General features: G+C 61.7%; 20 protein-coding genes and 1 pseudogene. 16 read left to right on the top strand and 5 right to left on the bottom strand.

What is annotated here, in order from left to right; all coding sequences use genetic code 11:
• Positions 1–24: 24 nt before the first annotated feature.
• The 10 genes from AC0L3L_RS11145 to AC0L3L_RS11100 all read left to right on the top strand — a co-directional run bounded on the left by AC0L3L_RS11145 (position 25) and on the right by AC0L3L_RS11100 (position 5944).
• A complete protein-coding gene (locus tag AC0L3L_RS11145; protein WP_473637587.1) occupies positions 25–462 on the top strand; it encodes a DUF411 domain-containing protein in 438 nt (145 codons plus the stop codon).
• A gap of 4 nt (positions 463–466) precedes the next feature.
• Positions 467–634 carry a hypothetical protein gene (locus tag AC0L3L_RS11140; RefSeq protein WP_473637586.1) on the top strand — a complete coding sequence of 56 codons (168 nt, stop codon included), beginning with the start codon at positions 467–469 and terminating at the stop codon, positions 632–634.
• On the top strand, positions 631–1245 hold the full coding sequence (locus AC0L3L_RS11135; protein WP_473637585.1) for a DsbE family thiol:disulfide interchange protein: 615 nt from the start codon (positions 631–633) through the stop codon (positions 1243–1245). The genes AC0L3L_RS11140 and AC0L3L_RS11135 overlap by 4 nt, the downstream gene beginning before the upstream one ends.
• The gene (locus AC0L3L_RS11130; RefSeq protein WP_473637584.1) at positions 1242–1769 is read left to right on the top strand and encodes a TlpA family protein disulfide reductase; all 528 of its coding nucleotides are present in this window, start codon (positions 1242–1244) and stop codon (positions 1767–1769) included. Before AC0L3L_RS11135 ends, AC0L3L_RS11130 begins: the two co-directional genes overlap by 4 nt.
• 11 nt (positions 1770–1780) lie before the next feature.
• Entirely contained in the window at positions 1781–2116 is a 336-nt protein-coding gene (locus AC0L3L_RS11125) for a hypothetical protein (RefSeq protein ID WP_473637583.1), read from the top strand.
• Positions 2109–2855 carry an SCO family protein gene (locus AC0L3L_RS11120; RefSeq protein WP_473637582.1) on the top strand — a complete coding sequence of 249 codons (747 nt, stop codon included), beginning with the start codon at positions 2109–2111 and terminating at the stop codon, positions 2853–2855. Before AC0L3L_RS11125 ends, AC0L3L_RS11120 begins: the two co-directional genes overlap by 8 nt.
• 65 nt (positions 2856–2920) lie before the next feature.
• On the top strand, positions 2921–3673 hold the full coding sequence (locus tag AC0L3L_RS11115; RefSeq protein WP_473637581.1) for a DsbA family protein: 753 nt from the start codon (positions 2921–2923) through the stop codon (positions 3671–3673).
• A 32-nt stretch (positions 3674–3705) separates the two neighbouring features.
• Entirely contained in the window at positions 3706–4446 is a 741-nt protein-coding gene (locus AC0L3L_RS11110) for a cytochrome c biogenesis CcdA family protein (RefSeq protein WP_473637580.1), read from the top strand.
• Between the two features lie 16 nt (positions 4447–4462).
• Positions 4463–5044 carry a hypothetical protein gene (locus tag AC0L3L_RS11105; RefSeq protein ID WP_473637579.1) on the top strand — a complete coding sequence of 194 codons (582 nt, stop codon included), beginning with the start codon at positions 4463–4465 and terminating at the stop codon, positions 5042–5044.
• Between the two features lie 150 nt (positions 5045–5194).
• On the top strand, positions 5195–5944 hold the full coding sequence (locus AC0L3L_RS11100; RefSeq protein WP_473637578.1) for a DUF4336 domain-containing protein: 750 nt from the start codon (positions 5195–5197) through the stop codon (positions 5942–5944).
• 82 nt (positions 5945–6026) lie between these two features.
• Here the strand turns inward: AC0L3L_RS11100 and AC0L3L_RS11095 are convergent.
• Positions 6027–6358 (bottom strand): annotated as a pseudogene (locus AC0L3L_RS11095) (four-helix bundle copper-binding protein).
• A gap of 51 nt (positions 6359–6409) precedes the next feature.
• Complete coding sequence (gene copM, locus AC0L3L_RS11090) at positions 6410–6685, bottom strand: CopM family metallochaperone (RefSeq protein ID WP_473637577.1); 276 nt, start codon at positions 6683–6685, stop codon at positions 6410–6412.
• A 32-nt stretch (positions 6686–6717) separates the two neighbouring features.
• Between copM and AC0L3L_RS11085 the strand changes: the two genes are divergently transcribed.
• From AC0L3L_RS11085 to AC0L3L_RS11070, 4 genes are all read left to right on the top strand, one after another.
• Positions 6718–7311: a hypothetical protein gene (locus AC0L3L_RS11085; protein WP_473637576.1), complete on the top strand. Its 594-nt coding sequence runs from the start codon at positions 6718–6720 to the stop codon at positions 7309–7311.
• A 495-nt stretch (positions 7312–7806) separates the two neighbouring features.
• Positions 7807–8343, top strand: coding sequence for a FecR domain-containing protein (locus AC0L3L_RS11080; RefSeq protein ID WP_473637575.1), 537 nt, complete (start codon positions 7807–7809; stop codon positions 8341–8343).
• A gap of 5 nt (positions 8344–8348) precedes the next feature.
• Positions 8349–10214 carry a CHASE2 domain-containing protein gene (locus AC0L3L_RS11075; RefSeq protein WP_473637574.1) on the top strand — a complete coding sequence of 622 codons (1866 nt, stop codon included), beginning with the start codon at positions 8349–8351 and terminating at the stop codon, positions 10212–10214.
• A gap of 530 nt (positions 10215–10744) precedes the next feature.
• Complete coding sequence (locus AC0L3L_RS11070; RefSeq protein WP_473488380.1) at positions 10745–11011, top strand: BrnA antitoxin family protein; 267 nt, start codon at positions 10745–10747, stop codon at positions 11009–11011.
• A gap of 183 nt (positions 11012–11194) precedes the next feature.
• Here the strand turns inward: AC0L3L_RS11070 and AC0L3L_RS11065 are convergent, their stop codons facing one another.
• Both AC0L3L_RS11065 and AC0L3L_RS11060 read right to left on the bottom strand, forming a co-directional pair.
• On the bottom strand, positions 11195–12676 hold the full coding sequence (locus tag AC0L3L_RS11065; RefSeq protein WP_473488335.1) for an ATP-binding protein: 1482 nt from the start codon (positions 12674–12676) through the stop codon (positions 11195–11197).
• Positions 12673–13392, bottom strand: a complete 720-nt coding sequence (locus AC0L3L_RS11060) for a response regulator (RefSeq protein ID WP_123145889.1) — start codon at positions 13390–13392, stop codon at positions 12673–12675. The genes AC0L3L_RS11065 and AC0L3L_RS11060 overlap by 4 nt, the downstream gene beginning before the upstream one ends.
• 320 nt (positions 13393–13712) lie before the next feature.
• Here AC0L3L_RS11060 and AC0L3L_RS11055 point away from each other — a divergent pair, with 320 nt between their 5' ends.
• On the top strand, positions 13713–14183 hold the full coding sequence (locus AC0L3L_RS11055) for a (2Fe-2S)-binding protein (RefSeq protein ID WP_123145890.1): 471 nt from the start codon (positions 13713–13715) through the stop codon (positions 14181–14183).
• 11 nt (positions 14184–14194) lie between these two features.
• Positions 14195–16369 carry a xanthine dehydrogenase family protein molybdopterin-binding subunit gene (locus tag AC0L3L_RS11050; RefSeq protein ID WP_473637573.1) on the top strand — a complete coding sequence of 725 codons (2175 nt, stop codon included), beginning with the start codon at positions 14195–14197 and terminating at the stop codon, positions 16367–16369.
• A gap of 283 nt (positions 16370–16652) precedes the next feature.
• Here AC0L3L_RS11050 and AC0L3L_RS11045 read toward each other — a convergent pair whose 3' ends face one another.
• The gene (locus AC0L3L_RS11045) at positions 16653–17255 is read right to left on the bottom strand and encodes a cupin domain-containing protein (RefSeq protein WP_473488332.1); all 603 of its coding nucleotides are present in this window, start codon (positions 17253–17255) and stop codon (positions 16653–16655) included.
• Positions 17256–17270: the final 15 nt, after the last annotated feature.

Here is a 17270-nt window from a genome sequence, read left to right as displayed (position 1 = left end):
TCCGAACCGAGAAAGGAAACGAACATGCTACGCATCCTTGCCCTGACCGCGCTGATGGTCGCAGGGCTCTCTTTCGCCCAGGCCGACGAGACGCTCAAGGCGACGCTCTACAAGAACCCGCAATGCGGCTGCTGCGAAGGTTACGCCGACTACCTCAGGAAGAACGGGTTCGAAGTCGAGGTCAAGCCGACGAACGACCTCGCCTCGATCAGTAGCAAGGCGGGCGTCCCCGCGACCTTCCAGGGCTGCCATACGACGTTTGTCGACGGCTACGTCGTCGACGGGCATGTTCCCGTGAAAACCGTCAGGAAGCTGCTCTCTGATCGACCTGACATCGCTGGTATCTCTTTGCCTGGAATGCCGGCGGGCTCTCCGGGCATGGTCGGCGGGAAGACCGAGCCGTTCACGATTTACGCAATCACCAAGGACGGCAAGGCGCCTGCGGTCTATTCAACGGAATGAGGCCATGGCGATGGGAACCGACATCCTCGAATGCAGTTTCAACGGCTTGCTTGCCATGGCATTCATTTCGGCCGGCGGCACGCTCGGCCTGCTGGTTCTACTGCTCGCGATCGCGGCGCTTGCCCGGTACGTACTGACCGGGCGCCGGACCAACCACCCGAGCGCTCCATGACCGCCGGTAACGACATCCGAGCCGCTGCAGGTCCGCCCGCAGTCAGGCGGCGCATGCTGCCGCGCCGGCTGGTCGTCCTTTTGCCGGTGACACTTTTCGCTATACTTGCAGGCCTGCTCGCGTGGGGGCTTACGCGCAACGCAACCGACATTCCCTCGGCGCTGATCGGCAAGGCTGTGCCGGAGTTCAGCCTGCCGCCGGTCAAGGGCCGCACCCTTGGCTTGTCGAGTGGCGACCTCCGTCATGAAGTCTCGCTGGTAAACGTCTTCGCTTCCTGGTGCGTCGCCTGCCGGGAAGAACATCCCGTGTTCATGCGCCTCGCGGCGAGCAAGAAGGTGCCCTTGCACGGCCTCAACTACAAAGACCGGCCCGACGACGCGGCTCGGTGGCTCGATACGATGGGGGATCCCTACGCGCGGACCGGCGCAGACCTGAATGGCCGGGTCGCGATCGACTGGGGCGTCTACGGCGTGCCGGAAACCTTCGTGGTTAGTGCCGACGGACACATCGCCTACAAGCACATCGGCGCAGTGACGGAGCAGGCGCTCACCGATACCATCCTGCCGCTCGTAGAACGCTTGCGAGCCGAAGCAAAGGAGCTGGAGCCATGAAGACGCTCGCTCTCGCTTTCGTCGGGGCGTTGCTTGCTCTAACACAGGCAACATCGGCGACTGAGCCGCCGGCCAACTTTGCCATTCATGACACGCCGCAGCCAGTGCCGGAAATCTCATTCCAGGATGCGGACGGCCAGCCGAGGACGCTCGCCGATTTTTCGGGAAAGATCGTGCTGCTCAACATCTGGGCGACGTGGTGCGCCCCGTGCCGGAAGGAAATGCCGACCCTCGACCGGCTGCAGGCTGAACTCGGCGGACCGGATTTCGAGGTCGTCGCGCTGTCGGTCGATCGGAAGGGTCCGGAGGCCGTGAGGAAGTTCTTCACGGAGATCGGCGTGAAACACCTCGCGCTCAACATCGACACGTCGAGCAAGGCGATGTTCGCCCTCGGCGCCGTCGGCCTGCCGCTAACGCTTCTGATCGACCGTGAAGAACGTGAGGTCGGCCGGGTCGTCGGCCCGGCAGAATGGGATTCCCCCGAGATAGTGGCGTTCATCCGCGACCGCATCGCGGCCAAATGAAGGAACCAGAGATGACCACGACCGAATCCTCCCAGACGTCCGAAGCTTCACTCGGCCGCGATATTCTTCATGCCGCTCGCTACTACCTCCGCGGCTGGCGCGGCCCCGCCGTGCTGGCTGCCGTCGCCTTCGCCAGTCTTGCGTTCGGCTGGAGCTGGCTGGTGGCTGCCGGTGTCGCGCCGCTGCTTCTCAGCATCCTGCCTTGCGCCGCGATGTGCGCGCTCGGCCTCTGCATGAACCGGCTGACCGGCCGCCAATGCTCGACCGACGCTGTATCGCAAAAGGCGATCGAACACGTCGGCACAGATGAATTGGACCGCACGGAGCCGCGACCAAACCGTGATTGAAACAAAATCGATGCTCGACTTGTCTGGCGGGCCCGCCACTTCCGGAGGTTTGGCGCGTCTCGTCACAATGTGCGTCGCCGCCCTTGCGCTGATCGTGACAATCGCCCCCGCTGCGCGAGCCCACTCGCTTGACGAAGTCGATGCGATGCTCGGCGACAAGGAGAAGTATTTCCAGGCCATCGACAAGCCAGCGCCGGACTTCAGGCTGCAGGCAGCCGACGGCCGCGTCGTCCAGCTTTCGGACCTTCGCGGCAAAGTCTTGGTGCTGCATTTCATTTACATGTCCTGCCCCGACGTCTGCCCACTGCATACCGAGCGGCTCGCTGATATCCAGGCGATGGTGAACGATACGCCGATGAAGGACCGGGTCAGGTTCGTGACGATCACGACTGACCCCTCGAAGGACACGCCCGAGATGCTGCGCGACTATGCTGCCGCGCGTGGAATCGACACCGCCAACTGGCTGTTCCTGACCACGACCCCGGATCAGCCGGAGGACACAACCCGCAAGCTGGCGGAAGCCTTCGGACACAAATTCAGCAAGACCGACGACGGCCTGCAGATGCACGGCATTGTCACGCACGCCATCGACAAAGGCGGCCGATGGAAGGCGAATTTCCACGGTCTCAACTTCGATCCCGTCAACCTCGTCACTTTCGTCAACGCGCTCACCAACGATGTCGGCGTCCCGCATGGTCACGAGAAGAAGAGCTGGCGGAGCTGGATGTGGGATTGGTGATTAGGACCGACATAAGCAAGCCGATCCGCCCACAGCTGGCGGCAACACGAAACAGGGGAGGCTTCATGACAAGCATAGGCACGCATCCACGAGTCATTTGGTTCGCACTCGCCCTTCTGCTGAGTGCCATCGCGTTTCAGGCGCCGGTCCGCGCCGACAGCATGCCCCAGGCGGAGTTTGAACAACGTGTCCGCGACTATCTTCTGGCCCATCCCGAAGTCGTCGTAGAGGCATTGCAGGCATACGACGCTCGCCAGAGACAGACCCAAGAAGACCAGATACGCGCCGTCCTGGCCGAGCGGGCCGATGAAATCTTGCGAGACCCGGTGAGCCCGGTCGGCGGCAACGTTCGGGGAAACGTCACCTTGGTCGAGTTCTTCGACTATAATTGTTCGTATTGCCGGCAGATGATGCCGATCATGGCGCAGGCCGAGGCCGCGGATCCCGAGTTGCGGATCGTCTACAAGGAATTTCCGATCCTCGGTCCGGACTCCACCTTCGCAGCCAAAGCGGCGCTCGCCACTCATCGGCAGGGAGGCTACGTGAAATTCCACAGAGCACTGTATCAGGTGAAGAGCAGAGTGACAGAGGCGGTCGTGCTCAAGGCCGCAGCCGAAGCCGGCCTCGATGTCGAGCGCCTAAAGACCGACATGGAGAGTCCCGAGATCAAGGCTTCGATCGGTCGCAACCTGCAGCTCGCGCAGGCGCTCAACATCAACGGCACGCCGGGATTTGTCGCCGGCAAGCAGATTCTGCATGGCGCGACCGACCTAGCGACGTTGATGCAAGCCATCGAGCAGGCAAGGAAAGAAAAATGACGCAGTCGCCGAGAAAAGAAAGGCACTGACCCGTGCTCGAGATTTCCAACATCGGCGTGCTGACGGCATTCGTGGCAGGCATCCTCTCGTTCCTGTCGCCTTGCGTGCTGCCGCTCGTGCCGGGGTACGTCTCCTATGTCGCCGGCCGGAAGCCGGCGGTTGTGGCGGCCGACACCGCGTTTGCACCCAGCTTGCCGGCAATGGGTCTGAGCCTCTGTTTCGTGCTCGGATTCTCGACGGTATTCATTGCCCTCGGTGCTAGCGCGACGGCACTGGGTCAAATGCTTCTCAGCTACCGTGTCGAGCTCAACCTCGTCAGCGGCGCGATCGTCATCCTGTTCGGGCTGTTCCTCACCGGCCTCCTTCGTCCGTCCTGGATGATGCGCGAGGCGCGGTTTCATTCCGACATGCCGGCCGGACGTGCAGCATCGGCCTATGTTCTTGGGCTTGCTTTCGCCTTCGGCTGGACACCGTGCATTGGACCTATCCTCGGCGCGATCCTGACGGTCGGCGCAGCATCTGCCACTGTCGGCCAGGGTATCGCGTTGCTTGCCATTTATTCGCTCGGCCTCGGCATACCGTTCCTGCTCGCCGCCCTGTTCACCGACGGTCTTGCCAGACGGCTGAAAGCGATGCGCCGAGCGGGCCGGATGCTTCAGTTCGCTGCTGGCGGGATCATGGTCGCCATGGGACTCGCCATGATCACGGGGCAGTTGTCGGTCTTTTCGTTCTGGCTGCTGGAGAATTTCCCGATATTCACCCGTATCGGCTGAGGAAAGGAGCACGAAAATGATCAGGCACGTGGGATGCAGATGCAACCTATCCCGCAGAGACTTTTCGATCGCGGTGGGTTTTTTAGCGCTGAACTCGTTCATGCCCCGGCTCGCCGAGGCTGCCGGGCAGCTGACCCTCGACGAGCGCTTCGATTTCCTGAGCACTCACGGCAACAGCACCTGCTCGCCCGCGTTCACCGATTCTATCGCAAAGATGTCGACTGTGTCGCGGCTGCAAGGCTCGTGCTGCGCGCCCATGGACAGGCATCGTTATGGCGAGCAGGTGGAGGCGCTCAAGAAATACGCCTCCATTCCAGAGATCCCGCCGGACCCTTACGACATTGCAGCAGGCACAGCGCAAAAGGCGATGAGCTATTTCGACCTGACCCTCTCCCCTGATGATCAGAAGGCCTACCAATATGCGATGGACAACTCGGACGAGAAGGGGCCGTGCTGCTGCCAATGCTGGCGCTGGCGCGTCTACGGCGGCCTCGGCAAGTTCCTGATCCGCGAGCATCGTTTCAGCGGCGAGAAGCTCGTCGAGGTGTGGAACCTGTCGAGCGGCTGCGGCGGAGGAGTGGAGCACCAGCACGGCTGAGGAGCGTCAGCGGTCAATGTGCCGAGCGCTTCGGCCGATGTTGCAAGTCGTCGTCGATCAGGAGAACGAAAGCGGACCCTTCAGGCCGGACGTTTTGCCTACCAACCAGATTATGTTGTCCTTGCGCGGCGGTTGATGTTGGAGTGGACTGTGGGTGCGTCCCTTTACGAGCCGGTCAACGTCTACAAGCCTCACGGACCTGATATCGGCGTCGTTGACGGCCCGTTTGAGTATCTGACGATAGCCGGAGTAAAGCTTCCGCTGCCATTTACCACTCGGATGACGGTGGTGCGCCTGTCGAACGGTGATCTGTTCCTTCATTCGCCCATCAAGTTCTCTGCGACGCTGGCCGAAGAGTTGCGGAACTTGGGCAGGATCCGCCACCTTGTTTCACCCAACCAGTTTCACTACGCTCATATCGGTGAGTGGTCGAAGGTCTTTCCAGAGGCAATCACCTGGGCATCACCCAGAGTTCGCCAAAGAGCGCTGGCACGGCACGCCGATGTGACGTTCACGCGAGATTTGGAGATCAAGCCGCCTGAGGCGTGGCGGCAGGACATTGACCAGATGCTGTTTCCCGGTGGCTACTTCAAAGAGTTCATATTTTTCCACTACGCTTCAAAGACGCTGATCCTCACAGACACGATCATCAATCTCGAACTGGACATGATCGATGAACCCTGGCGCACGGCGATCAAGCTGACTCGGATGGACCATCCCCACGGGCGGACCTTCTTCGGTATGCGGCTGCCAATTCTCCTGCAGCGGCGCAAGGCACAGGCAGTAATAGGCAAGCTCCGATCGTGGCAACCGCGGCGGGTCATTCTCAGCCACGGCCGCTGCTTTGATGCCAACGAGGACGAGATTGTCCGTAGAATATTCGGAAAGTCGGCGCGGTGAGGCACTGATTTGCAGGCCAATGCCTCGCGATAGGTCGGAACGGGTATTCTGCACCGGGGGTACCAAGCGTCAGACTTCACCACTAGGTGGCCATTTTCCGGCAGCTCTCTGCACAGCGACGGCAGGCCTCTACGCATTCCGGCATGTCACCGAGACGCTCGCAGTCATCCGCACATTCGTTGCAGATCTCCGCGCATTCGCCGCAGGTATGCTTGTGGTGCTTGGAACCGATGAGCATGAAATGCGCCGACGTCCGGCAGATCTCGGCGCACGCAATCATCAACGTGAAGTGTTGTTTTTCGGTGTGTCGGCCGCCCACTTCCAGGCAGTGGCCCATCGCGGTCGAAAGGCACTCGGAATAGCAGCGCAGGCATTCGTCGATGCAGCTTTCATTTCGGGGCTAAGGTGATGCATGGGGGTGTCCTTTCTTCGATCCTAGGAGCGCGCTACGGAGCCTCCTAACGATCACTTTGCGTTCGTCTCAAGCCACTGCTTGAACTCGCCGACTTCCTTGGTCTGGGCGTCGATGATCGTCTGAGCCATCTTCTTGGCTTCGTCGTTGTCGCCGTATTTCAGCTCGACTTCGGCCACGTCGATCGCGCCCTGGTGATGCGCAATCATCCCGCAAGCGAAGGCGACATCAGGGTCTTTGGCCATCATGCCTTGCATCATGGCAGGATGCATCTTCATCATTGCCGCCATGTTGGCCTTGTGCGCTTCATCCATGCCCGACATGTCCATGTTGGCCATTCCCGGCATGGTGTGCCCGGCTGATGCGCCTTGATCTCTACACGCGATCGTTTGAGGTAAACCCGAACCCTTCTCCACTTATCAATCGAGCCAAGCTTTACAGGTGGCAGCTCCGTTTCGACAAGGCGATCGACGACCTTGAGCAAGCCTCTTATCTGGACAAGAGCCAAGGCGACGAGTTCTCCGTGACCATCGCAAATGAACTCAAGCTCTGCAGAAACATCGCCCGGCGCAGGTTCGACGGAACCAGAGAGAAGATGATTGCCGATCTGCGACGTCGCGGAGAAGACGCCTACGACGAGGTGGCGGAACGCTTGATCGACGTTATCTTCAAAGGGAACAAGCCCTTCGAGATGTTCCATGTCATGAACGAACTCGACTCGATCAAGAAGTTCGAGAGGATTGAAGACTTTCCGGAAGCCGAGCTTTTCGCCTCCATGATACCTCAGTCGAACATCGACCAAGCAATGCAGCACGAAGAGGCGATGCACGGATTCAGGGAAACCGACCTGTTTTTCAAGTCGATGATCTGTGTCTATGACTATCCGGACATGACGAAGCTGCGTTGCCGAATCCTCTACAACATCTGCTATGATGAGCCGCCTCAAACCAAGTGAGGTGATCTTTCACCCGTATCGACCTCTTTCAAGAGTCCGTCCCGTTACTCGCGACTGGCGGGCGATGCGGCGGATGAGGAAGGAGCATCATCAGGTAATATGCCGATATGGAATGTCCGCTTCGAGGCACGCACTACTGACCTACTGTCGTCTTGTATGGGTCGTCTCTGGCCAGTGGCTGAAGGTCAGCTAATAGGCGCGCTGCGAATGACCGGTAGTGGCGCGACCTGCTCGTTCTGGCAGATGAGCCGAACAGCAGCGTCGCCGCGTGACGTTCGCGACATTCGCATCGCGGCCGCTTCAAACGGCTTGATGTCGCCTTATTTGGTGTTGGAGCAAGCTATTGTGTTAAGATTGCTGGTCGGCACCGTGCTATCTTTAGGGCAACGCGGCTGCAAATGCCGGTTCGTACGTATGAGTATACTGCCAAGCTGACCGCAGAAGACAATGCAAAGATTTCTTGCCGCAGATTTTCGCAAAAGCAAGGAGACGTTCATGAGCGCAAGTGGCCGATATCTCCGGAGCCTGATTGCATGCATGCTTGCCTGTGTCTTCTGGGTGGATACCGCTTCAGCGCAGTCGAATAACGCCGGCTGTACGTTCCGACTGGTAGCAGGTACGTCCCGACAAATTCTGAGATGCCGGGAAGGCCTTACCATCATTGCGGAAGATGGCGCTCGTTTTGCACTGGTGGACCGTGATCGAAATGGTAGTGCCGATGCGGTCACATTACGGCGCAAGGCGCTGTTGCTCGATGCTCCAGCCGGCAGGGCCCGGGGTGGCTTCGCTGTCGTCACCCCGCAGGCGATCGCCGCGGTGCGAGGCACAAAATGGGCAGTCGACGTTGCCCGTGGCAAGACGTCTGTTTTCGTCGTCAAAGGTCGCGTCGCCGTGCAAAGGCCGGCGTCCAATGCTGGCGTAGTCCTCGGGCCGGGCGAAGGCGTCGATGTGGAAGCCGGAACAGGCACACTGACGGTCAAGCGCTGGCCCGCCGCACGTGTTTCGGCTTTGATGGCCCGTTTCGGTCAGTAAGCTAAATGAGCGGGCGAGCGCTTCAGACGCTGATTGCGCTCGTTCTGGCGGGTCTTTGGGGGGCCGGCCTTGGCTTTGCGCACTGGCGCGGCAACATGTGGTCCCTCGATCGCGTCGAAGCAACGATGACGGATCTTCGAACGCTTGTTCGGGGAACGGCAAAGCCGCCGGAGCTGATTACCATTGTCGCAATAGACGACGAAACAGTCCGAAACGACGGCCGCTATCCCCTCAGCCGCGCCACGCTTGCCCGGATTGTCGATACGATAGCTCGCTTTGGGCCGAAAGCCATTGCGGTCGACCTGCTGCTGGTCGATCCCGGGAAAAAAGATGATGATGAGGCGCTCGCGCGTTCGCTTCGTAGGACTTCAAGCGTAATCGCTGCTGCAGCGGTCTACTCGGGAGGTAAACAATCGATTGCAGTCGAGGGCGATGGCCCTCTCGCCCGAGTGCCGAATGCCAAGCGGTTTCTGTGGCCCCTGGAAGCGTTCTCGGATATCGCCGCTGTCGGCGTCGTGAACGTGGTTACCGACTGGACGGGAACGCCTCGGTTCGTCCCATTGCTGTTTCGGGCCGAAGATCGGACGGAAGCGTCTTTCTCCCTGCGCGTTGCCGCCATGGCGGTGGGAGAGGATCCGGGAATTGCGCCCGACTATCTATCTCTGGGCAGACAGCGGATTCGGACGGACATTGGTCACATACTCCCTCTGACATTCTATGGCCCCCGCGGCACGATCCGCACGATCAGCGCCACGACGGTGCTGGGGGGCCAAGTCGATGGCGGCATTATTCGGGATCGAATTGTTGTGATCGGTGCAACTGCAACCGGCACCGGCGATGTTTTCCCGACACCGTTTGATCCCGTGCTCCCAGGCGTCGAGGTCATGTCGACGGCCATTGCCCATCTGATGACCGGCGACGGCATAGTGCGAGATCAGTACGTTCGCCTTGCAGATGCCGGCTTTGCAGTGGTGCTGCCAGTGGTTCTTGTGGGGCTGTTGGCATGGCGTCGCAACGCCATCGGCCTTGCGGCGATCGTCGGCGTGGTTGTGATCTGGTTCGTGGTCAATATGACCGCATTCTCACACCATATCTGGCTGAGCGCGGCGTTGCCGATGGCCGCCGCCATTCCGCCAGCTATTTTGTTCGGGGCCGCGCAGCTTTGGTTGGGCAGGAACCAGGCCCAGTATTTCGCCACGCAGAGCGAATTGCTTCAACGAGTTCAGGCCCCGGGCCTTGCGGGGTGGCTCGCGAAGCATGGCGACTTTCTCCTGGAACCTGTCCGGAGGGACGCCGCCATCATATTCATTGACCTGTCCGGTTTCACCGGACTGAGCGAAACATTGGGGCCGAACGCCACACGCGAACTTTTGAACACGTTCCATGCGTTGGTGGACGAAGAGGTGACAAGCTGTGGTGGCGTTGTCACGAATTTCATGGGTGACGGAGCCATGATCCTGTTCGGTCTACCGGAAGCAGCGACAGATGATGCCTTCAATGCTGCCCGCTGCTGCGCAGCGCTCTCCAGCCGTACCAACAACTGGCTCGTCTCGTTGCCCGCATCAACTGCATCGAGGCTCGGCTTCAAGATCGGAGCGCATTACGGAACAATCGTTGCGTCGAGACTCGGTGGCAAAGGCCGTCAGCACATCGCGACTACTGGTGATACGGTTAACGTCGCCAGTCGCTTGATGGAGATCGCGGCCGACCAAAATGCCGAAGTCGCAGTGAGCGACAAAATGGTGCAAGTCGCCGGCCGCGACTGCGAGTTGTTCAAATCTGGTGCTCTAAGAGGACCTGTGCAAGCACAGGTCCGCGGGCGTTCAGGCTCGCTCGCAATCTGGCTGTGGCAGAGTTCGCAGACGCTGTAGGATTCTAGGCCCCGTGAACAATGATGGTACCGGAATGTCTGAATGGCGCCCATTTTGGCCGCGACACTTCAAATCCTGCCTGAGGCCTCGGCCAACCCGAACGGGAGATTTTGAAAAATCCGCATTGATGGAAGGCGGCTTCGGGTCATCAGCGCTGTGCCGCGAATGTCGGCTATCGGGCAGCAAAATGGGCTGGCGAAGGTCGCCTTTGGGTTAGAACTTCCGGTTCAGGCTGTGCGGCGGAAAGACAGAGAGAGGTCGAACCTTGCCGATCAGGTATCGGCGAAACGCTACCGTGAATCTGTGTCCCAATAATGGACAGGGGCCCAGTTGCACCGTCGCCATCGAGGGCGTAGCCACCAACACGCCGGCAAATAATGCAAGGGCGCGCATTTCCTGCTCCCGGGGAGGCGAGACCATTGCCTCTCGCGTCGACATTCGATTCACTGTTCCAGGCAGTGGGCCGAGGCATTCAGATGCGTATTGCGTTGCATGTCTCTTCCTTTCGTTATCTCGAGTCGGGACCATCAATGGCAAATCCTCCGCGCCGACCGACAAATCCAATGGCTGCCGCCGAAGCCGCCTTCAAGCCTGCCAAGAAGCCGGCCGCACCGGTTCGCGAAACCGCAGCTGCTCCAAATGTCAGAGAGCTTGTTTCAATCAGGATTGATCGAGCTGTCCTGGATTACTTCCAGGGCGACGGACCGGGCTGGCAGGACCCTATTAACGACGCTTTGCGAGCCATCGTCGAGAAGCGGATCGCCGCCGAGGACGACCGTTCAGACGCCATCACCTAAAGCGCGTCGCGTTTGACCGGCCTCATGCGACGCGCTTTAGGTTGTTGTTTTATGCATGTCGTAAATCGCAAAACCGCTGCACACCCTCGGGTCAGGCCCGGGTCAGGCCCGGGGGCATGCTTTTGCGCGACATGCATTAACGCAAATGCGAGCGCCTGGCGCGATCGCGGGAACGGGTTTCGGTCAAACCGGCAAGGATTGCAGTCCGGTCGGAGGGTTGGTCTCAGGCACAGGCGCCGGGGCAAGCTGCTTGGCCATGTCGATCAGCGGCAGCCGGATGACCGCGCGAAGGCCGCTGCTCCGGTTTTCCAGCACGATGTCGCCGCCGTGGTGACGGGCGATGGCGCGGGCGATTGACAGGCCGAGCCCGACGCCGCCGGTCTCCCGGTTGCGCGACTGCTCCAGGCGGAAGAAGGGGGCGAACACCTGTTCCATTTCGCCTGGCGGAATGCCGGGCCCGGCGTCCTCGACCATGATGTCCAGGCTGTCGGTACGCCTGACCAGGCTCACCTTGGCCTGCTCGCCGTAGCGGATGGCATTTTCGACGAGGTTGCGGATCGCCCGGCGCAGGGAGTCCGGCCGGCAGCGGTACAGCACCTTTGGCCCGTCGCTGACGGTGATGTTTTGGCCCAGATCTGCGAGATCGTCGCAGAGGCTGCCGACCAGCGCCGAAAGATCGACGGTTCGCGTCTCCTCTACCGCGGCGTCCTCGCGTGCGAAGGCGAGCGCTGCTTCCGTCATCGTCTGGATTTCCTCGATGGTCTTCAGCATCTTTTCCTGGAGATCGTGATCCTGGACGAACTCCGCGCGCAGCCGGAGCGAGGTCAGCGGCGTGCGCAGGTCATGGCTGATCGCCGCCAGCATGCGCGTCCGGTCCTCGACGAAGCGCTGCAGGCGCTCCTGCATGCGGTTGAACGCCTCGGCGGTCTGGCGGATGTCGTCCGGTCCTGATTCCGGCAGCCGCGGCACGGCCTCGCCGCGGCCGAAAAGTTCAGCGGCATTGGCGAGCCGTCGCAACGGACGCGCGATTGCCTGCGCCCCGAAAATCGCTATGGCGGACAGGATGAGTGCGGTGAGCGCCAGCGATATCGCCGATTGCGCCGTCCAGAAGGCGTTCGGCATCGCCTTGGCGTAGGCGGCGTTCAGCCAGGTGCTATCCTCGAGGCGGACGGAAAGGCCCATGCCGTTTGGGGCGGCGTCCATATAGAGAAACTTGGCCGGCCGCGAGAATGGCATGCCATTGCCGGACAAATCCAGCATGCGCGGCGGCACGGAAGGATCAGCGGCATCGACCGCGGTCGAGGCCTGCCCGTTCATATACGCGGCATACTTGCCGGCAATTCCTGGCAGCGGCTTGGCGAGCTCTGTCAAGGCTTCCTGCTGCCAGGCGAGGGGATTGCTCGGTCCATCGTCCGAGGTCCAGAAGCGCGTATAGGCCGTGCCGCTGACATTGAGGATGTCGGGCCGAAGCGAGGGCGGCGTCGTGTCCAGCAGAAGCGCAAGCGAGGACGTGCGGCTGACGAACTCGCCCTTGGCCGCCGCGTGCAGGGCCTGGCCGCGCTCGTCCCACGAGATCAGGAACGTGATCGCCTGCGACAGGGCGAGCGCAAGCAGCACCAGCATCAGGAAGCGGGCCGCCAGACTGCGTCTCCACAACCGCATCATGCCTGGGCCACCTCGGCGGTGAAGCAGTAGCCGCCGCCCCAGTGCGTCTTGATCAGCATCGGATTCTTTGGGTCCGCCTCGATCTTCTTGCGCAGCCGACTCACCTGGTTGTCGACGGCCCGGTCGAAACCGTCGGCCGAGCGCCCGACGGTGAGGTCGAGCAACTGATCCCGGCTGAGCACGATCCCGACATGCTCGATAAAAGCGGTGAGAAGGCGGAATTCGGCCGTGCTGAGCGCGACCGCCACGCCGTCGTGCCCGACCAACTCGCGGCGGCCGACATTCAGCGTCCAGCGGTCGAACCGAAGCGCGTTCGACTTTAGACGACCGCGCTGCGGCGGCAGGCTGTGGACGCGCCTGAGCACGGCCTTGATCCGCGCCAGCAGTTCCCGTGGATTGAACGGCTTGGTCAGGTAGTCGTCGGCCCCGATCTCGAGGCCGACGATCCGGTCGACCTCCTCGGCCATGGCGGTAAGGAAGATGATCGGAACGTCGACCGTTCCGCGCACGTGCCGGCAGGCGGCAATGCCGTCCTCGCCAGGCATCATGACGTCGAGGACGATAAGATCGGGCAGGCTGCGGTCGAGCAGCCGCTTGAGCGCGGCCGTGCTGTCGGCGACGCTGACGCGATAACCTTGCTGGGTGAGGTATTTCCCGACCAGGTCGCGGATGTCCCTGTGGTCGTCGACGACCGCGATGTGCTGCGCCGCTTCCATACAATGCTCCAAAGCCGCCGCTGAATAGTCGGCCAGTATCGACGATATCTAGTTTGCGTCTACACGGATGATCACCTTCTGCGCCACGGCGGCAATCTCGCGCGGCATCAACAAAGCGTGAGAAGTGTAACGAAATGTATCAGAGCGCAGCGCCTGCGACAGCTTGCGATGAACTGCCGGTCGTCGGGACAAGGTTCTGCGACAGCTTCCGCCTAACTTGGCCTCGTCGCTAGCCCGGACTTCCAGTCTTTGCCGCCAGGCCATGCCGTGCGGCATCCGGACGGAGGTCCTCGCCAGCCTTTGATCGAAAGGATTGCACAATGGCCAGATTGATCATCAACGGCACGCCACGTGACATCGAGGTCGATCCGGATACGCCGCTGCTGTGGGTGATCCGCGAGCAGATCGGGCTTACCGGGACGAAATACGGTTGCGGCGTTGCCGCCTGCGGCGCCTGCACCGTCCATATAGACGGCGTCGCCACGCGCTCCTGCGTGCTGCCGGTGAGCGCGGTCGAGCCGGACCAGCAAATCACCACTATCGAGGGGCTTTCGCCGGACAGTTCGCATCCGGTCCAGCAGGCCTGGCTGGCGCTCGACGTGCCGCAATGCGGCTACTGCCAGGCCGGCATGATCATGGCTGCGGCGGGTCTGCTCATGCAGAACCCGAACCCCGCGGACGAGGACATAAACGCCGAGATCACCAATATCTGCCGCTGCGGCACCTACAACCGGGTGCGCGCCGCGATCAAGCTGGCCGCCAAAAGCGGCGAAACCACGCAACGCGGTTGAGGAGAACCGTCATGAACGCCATAATTTCCATCTCCCGCCGCAGCTTCATCATCGGCGTGGCCTCCACGGCCGGCGGCCTGTCCCTCGGATTCAACGTGCCGTTCATCAAACCTGCGCTTGCCGAGGGCGCCGAGACCACGTCGGAGATCAATGCCTGGGTGGTAATCAGGCCCGACGAAACGGTGGTCATCCGCATCGCCCGCTCCGAGATGGGGCAGGGGACGCTGACCGGCCTGGCGCAACTCGTCGCCGAGGAGTTGAATTGCGACTGGTCCAAGGTCACGACCGAATATCCGTCGCCGGCCCAAAACCTTGCGCGCGACCGCGTGTGGGGTAATTTCTCGACCGGGGGCAGCCGCGGCATCCGCGAATCGCACGAATATGTGCGTATTGGCGGCGCCATCGCGCGCGAGATGCTGATCGCCGCTGCGGCCGCCGAATGGGGCGTGCCGGCCAGCGAATGCACCGCAAGGATGGGCATGGTCACGCATGCAGCATCAGATCGCGCCACCTTTTATGGACAGTTGGCCGCCGCCGCCGCGCGGATGACGCCGCCCGCCAATGTCACGCTGAAGGATCCGAAGGATTGGACCATAGCCGGCAAGCCGCTGCCGCGGCTCGATACGGCCGACAAGCTCAACGGCAGCCAGGTCTATGGCGTCGACCTCAGACTGCCGAACATGCTCAACGCGGCGATCCGGGCCTGCCCGTATTTCGGCGGCAAGGTGGAGAGCTTTGACGCGGCGGCGGTCGCAGGCATGCCCGGCGTGCGCACCGTCGTTCAGGTCGACGAAACCGCCGTTGCGGTTGTCGCCGACACCTGGTGGCGAGCGAAGACCGCTCTCGATGCCTTGCCGGTCGTTTGGGACGAAGGTCCCAACAGGCAGGTCACCAGCGCCTCGATCGCGGCGATGCTCGAAGAGGGGCTCGGCACAAATGACGCCTTCGTCGGCGCCAAGCAAGGTGACGCCGGTGCTGTCCTGTCCGCAGCCGGCCGGACGGTCACGGCGACCTATGCCTTCCCCTACCAGAACCACGCGACCATGGAGCCGATGAACGCGACGGCCCTCTACACGCCGGAGCGCTGCGAGGTATGGGTGCCGACCCAGAATGGCGAGGCGAGCCTTGCTGCAGCGGCCGAGGCCGCCGGCCTGCCGGTGCAGCAATGCGAGGTGCACAAGATCCATCTCGGCGGCGGCTTCGGCCGGCGCGGCAACTTCCAGGACTATGTGCGCCAGGCGGTCAGCATTGCCAAGCAGGTGCCGGGGACGCCGGTAAAGCTCATGTGGTCGCGCGAAGAGGATATGCTGCACGGCGCCTATCACCCGACCACCCGATGCCGGCTGACGGGCGCGCTCGACGCCGATGGCAACCTGACCGCTCTGCACATGCGCATCTCCGGCCAGTCGATCCTTGCCGCGGTGCGGCCGGAAGGAATGCAGAACGGCATGGACCCGGTCGTCTTCCAGGGGCTGGTCCTCAGCGGCACGGAAGGCACGCTGGGATATACGGTGGACAATCTGCTTGTCGACCATGCCATGCGCAACCCACCGATCCCGTCAGGCTTCTGGCGCGGCGTCAACCTCAACCAGAATGCGCTCTACGTCGAGTGTTTCATGGACGAACTCGCCCATGCGGCCGGCGTCGACCCGCTCGCCTTCCGCCGCAAGCTGATGGCCAAACATCCGAAGCATCTCGCCGTGCTGGAGGCGGTTGCCGAACGGATCGGCTGGGACACCCCGCCGGCGGCCGGCGTTCACCGCGGCCTGGCGCAGATCATGGGCTTCGGCAGTTATGTCGCGGCGGCAGCGGAGGTTTCGACCATCGACGGGCAGCTCAGGATCCACCGCATCGTGGCGGCCACCGATCCGGGTCATGTCGTCAACCCCGCACAGGTGGAGAGGCAGGTCGAGGGCTCTTTCGTCTACGGCCTTTCCGCCTGCATCTACGGCGAATGCACCGTCAATGGCGGCCGCATGGAGCAGGAGAACTTCGACAGCTACGAGGTCGTGCGCATGGCCGACATGCCGGAGGTGGAGACGATCATAATGCCATCCGGCGGCTTCTGGGGCGGCGTCGGCGAGCCGACTATCGCGGTCGCTGCGCCGGCTGTCCTCAATGCGATCTTCGCCGCCACCGGAAAGCGCATTCGCACGCTGCCGCTGAAGAACCATGACCTCGCATGACATGGAGGCGCTCGAAGAACAGGCGCGGCGGACGATCGTGCGTGCCCGTTCTGCTTACGGGGCTCGTGGCCAGCGCGTCGGCGTGGGCCGACGCGGCGCCTGGTGCGACGGCGTGCACCTGGCTGTCACGGGCCGGCGGCGCTCGGCAACAACCTGGCCGTAATCGCCGAGCACCAAGTGCCCGTCTTGATCGATGGGTTTTCCAAACAATGCGACCAGGAGCGCGAGACGCCCCAGCTCGTGCGTTCTGTGCTTGTGGGTCTTCGATCGATCTGCGCCTGCTTCAGGTCTTCTTCCAACTTTGCAGAAGCGGGCCTCTGCTCCCATAGACGGGATCCTTGCGTGGACGACTTACCTTCTTGGTCGTCGCGAGCGCGCGATCATGCTCCTGGGCAGTCGTGCATTCGTCATAGGTCCCAAATGGAGGGTAGGCGCCGACAACTAGAAAATCGTCGGATGCCGAAAGGCATTGGTGCCCGGTGCCGGCCGGAAGAACCGCGACGTCGCCGGCCTTCAGGGACAGGGTTCGGCCCTTTTTGCCTCCAAACCGGACTTTGGCCGTACCGGCCGCAACCCCGAGCACCTCATGTATTCGCGAATGGTAGTGAACGTAGTCGTAGATGCCATTCCGCCAGCTGTCCCCCCATCCATTGACCTCGAAAAGCTCCTCCAAGACAGCTGTGGGATCAAATTCTTCGGGCAGCCTCACGGCGCCGCGATAGGCGACAAGCGGCCAAAACGGATGATTGGGTACCAGGCCATCATCCTTGAACCAAAACTCATTTGCTTTTCGCCGCCTTACAAGATCGGTTACTTCTTGCCTGCCCGGTGCTGCGAAACCGGTAACCTGCTCGACGGCTTTCTTGGTACTCTGCAGAACGCTCATGATGTAGCCTTGCAT

The sequence above is a fragment of the Mesorhizobium sp. WSM4849 genome (genome assembly GCF_055811385.1).
Note: the sequence above shows the minus strand (reverse complement) of the source record. Positions and strands in the feature narration are given on the sequence as shown.

Coding starts and splice junctions, on each gene's coding strand:
- AC0L3L_RS11145 (WP_473637587.1), top strand. CDS start 25: ATGCTACGCATCCTTGCCCTGACCGCGCTGATGGTCGCAGGGCTCTCT.
- AC0L3L_RS11140 (WP_473637586.1), top strand. CDS start 467: ATGGCGATGGGAACCGACATCCTCGAATGCAGTTTCAACGGCTTGCTT.
- AC0L3L_RS11135 (WP_473637585.1), top strand. CDS start 631: ATGACCGCCGGTAACGACATCCGAGCCGCTGCAGGTCCGCCCGCAGTC.
- AC0L3L_RS11130 (WP_473637584.1), top strand. CDS start 1,242: ATGAAGACGCTCGCTCTCGCTTTCGTCGGGGCGTTGCTTGCTCTAACA.
- AC0L3L_RS11125 (WP_473637583.1), top strand. CDS start 1,781: ATGACCACGACCGAATCCTCCCAGACGTCCGAAGCTTCACTCGGCCGC.
- AC0L3L_RS11115 (WP_473637581.1), top strand. CDS start 2,921: ATGACAAGCATAGGCACGCATCCACGAGTCATTTGGTTCGCACTCGCC.
- AC0L3L_RS11105 (WP_473637579.1), top strand. CDS start 4,463: ATGATCAGGCACGTGGGATGCAGATGCAACCTATCCCGCAGAGACTTT.
- copM (WP_473637577.1), bottom strand. CDS start 6,685: ATGGACATGTCGGGCATGGATGAAGCGCACAAGGCCAACATGGCGGCA.
- AC0L3L_RS11085 (WP_473637576.1), top strand. CDS start 6,718: ATGCGCCTTGATCTCTACACGCGATCGTTTGAGGTAAACCCGAACCCT.
- AC0L3L_RS11080 (WP_473637575.1), top strand. CDS start 7,807: ATGAGCGCAAGTGGCCGATATCTCCGGAGCCTGATTGCATGCATGCTT.
- AC0L3L_RS11075 (WP_473637574.1), top strand. CDS start 8,349: ATGAGCGGGCGAGCGCTTCAGACGCTGATTGCGCTCGTTCTGGCGGGT.
- AC0L3L_RS11070 (WP_473488380.1), top strand. CDS start 10,745: ATGGCAAATCCTCCGCGCCGACCGACAAATCCAATGGCTGCCGCCGAA.
- AC0L3L_RS11065 (WP_473488335.1), bottom strand. CDS start 12,676: ATGATGCGGTTGTGGAGACGCAGTCTGGCGGCCCGCTTCCTGATGCTG.
- AC0L3L_RS11060 (WP_123145889.1), bottom strand. CDS start 13,392: ATGGAAGCGGCGCAGCACATCGCGGTCGTCGACGACCACAGGGACATC.
- AC0L3L_RS11055 (WP_123145890.1), top strand. CDS start 13,713: ATGGCCAGATTGATCATCAACGGCACGCCACGTGACATCGAGGTCGAT.
- AC0L3L_RS11050 (WP_473637573.1), top strand. CDS start 14,195: ATGAACGCCATAATTTCCATCTCCCGCCGCAGCTTCATCATCGGCGTG.
- AC0L3L_RS11045 (WP_473488332.1), bottom strand. CDS start 17,255: ATGAGCGTTCTGCAGAGTACCAAGAAAGCCGTCGAGCAGGTTACCGGT.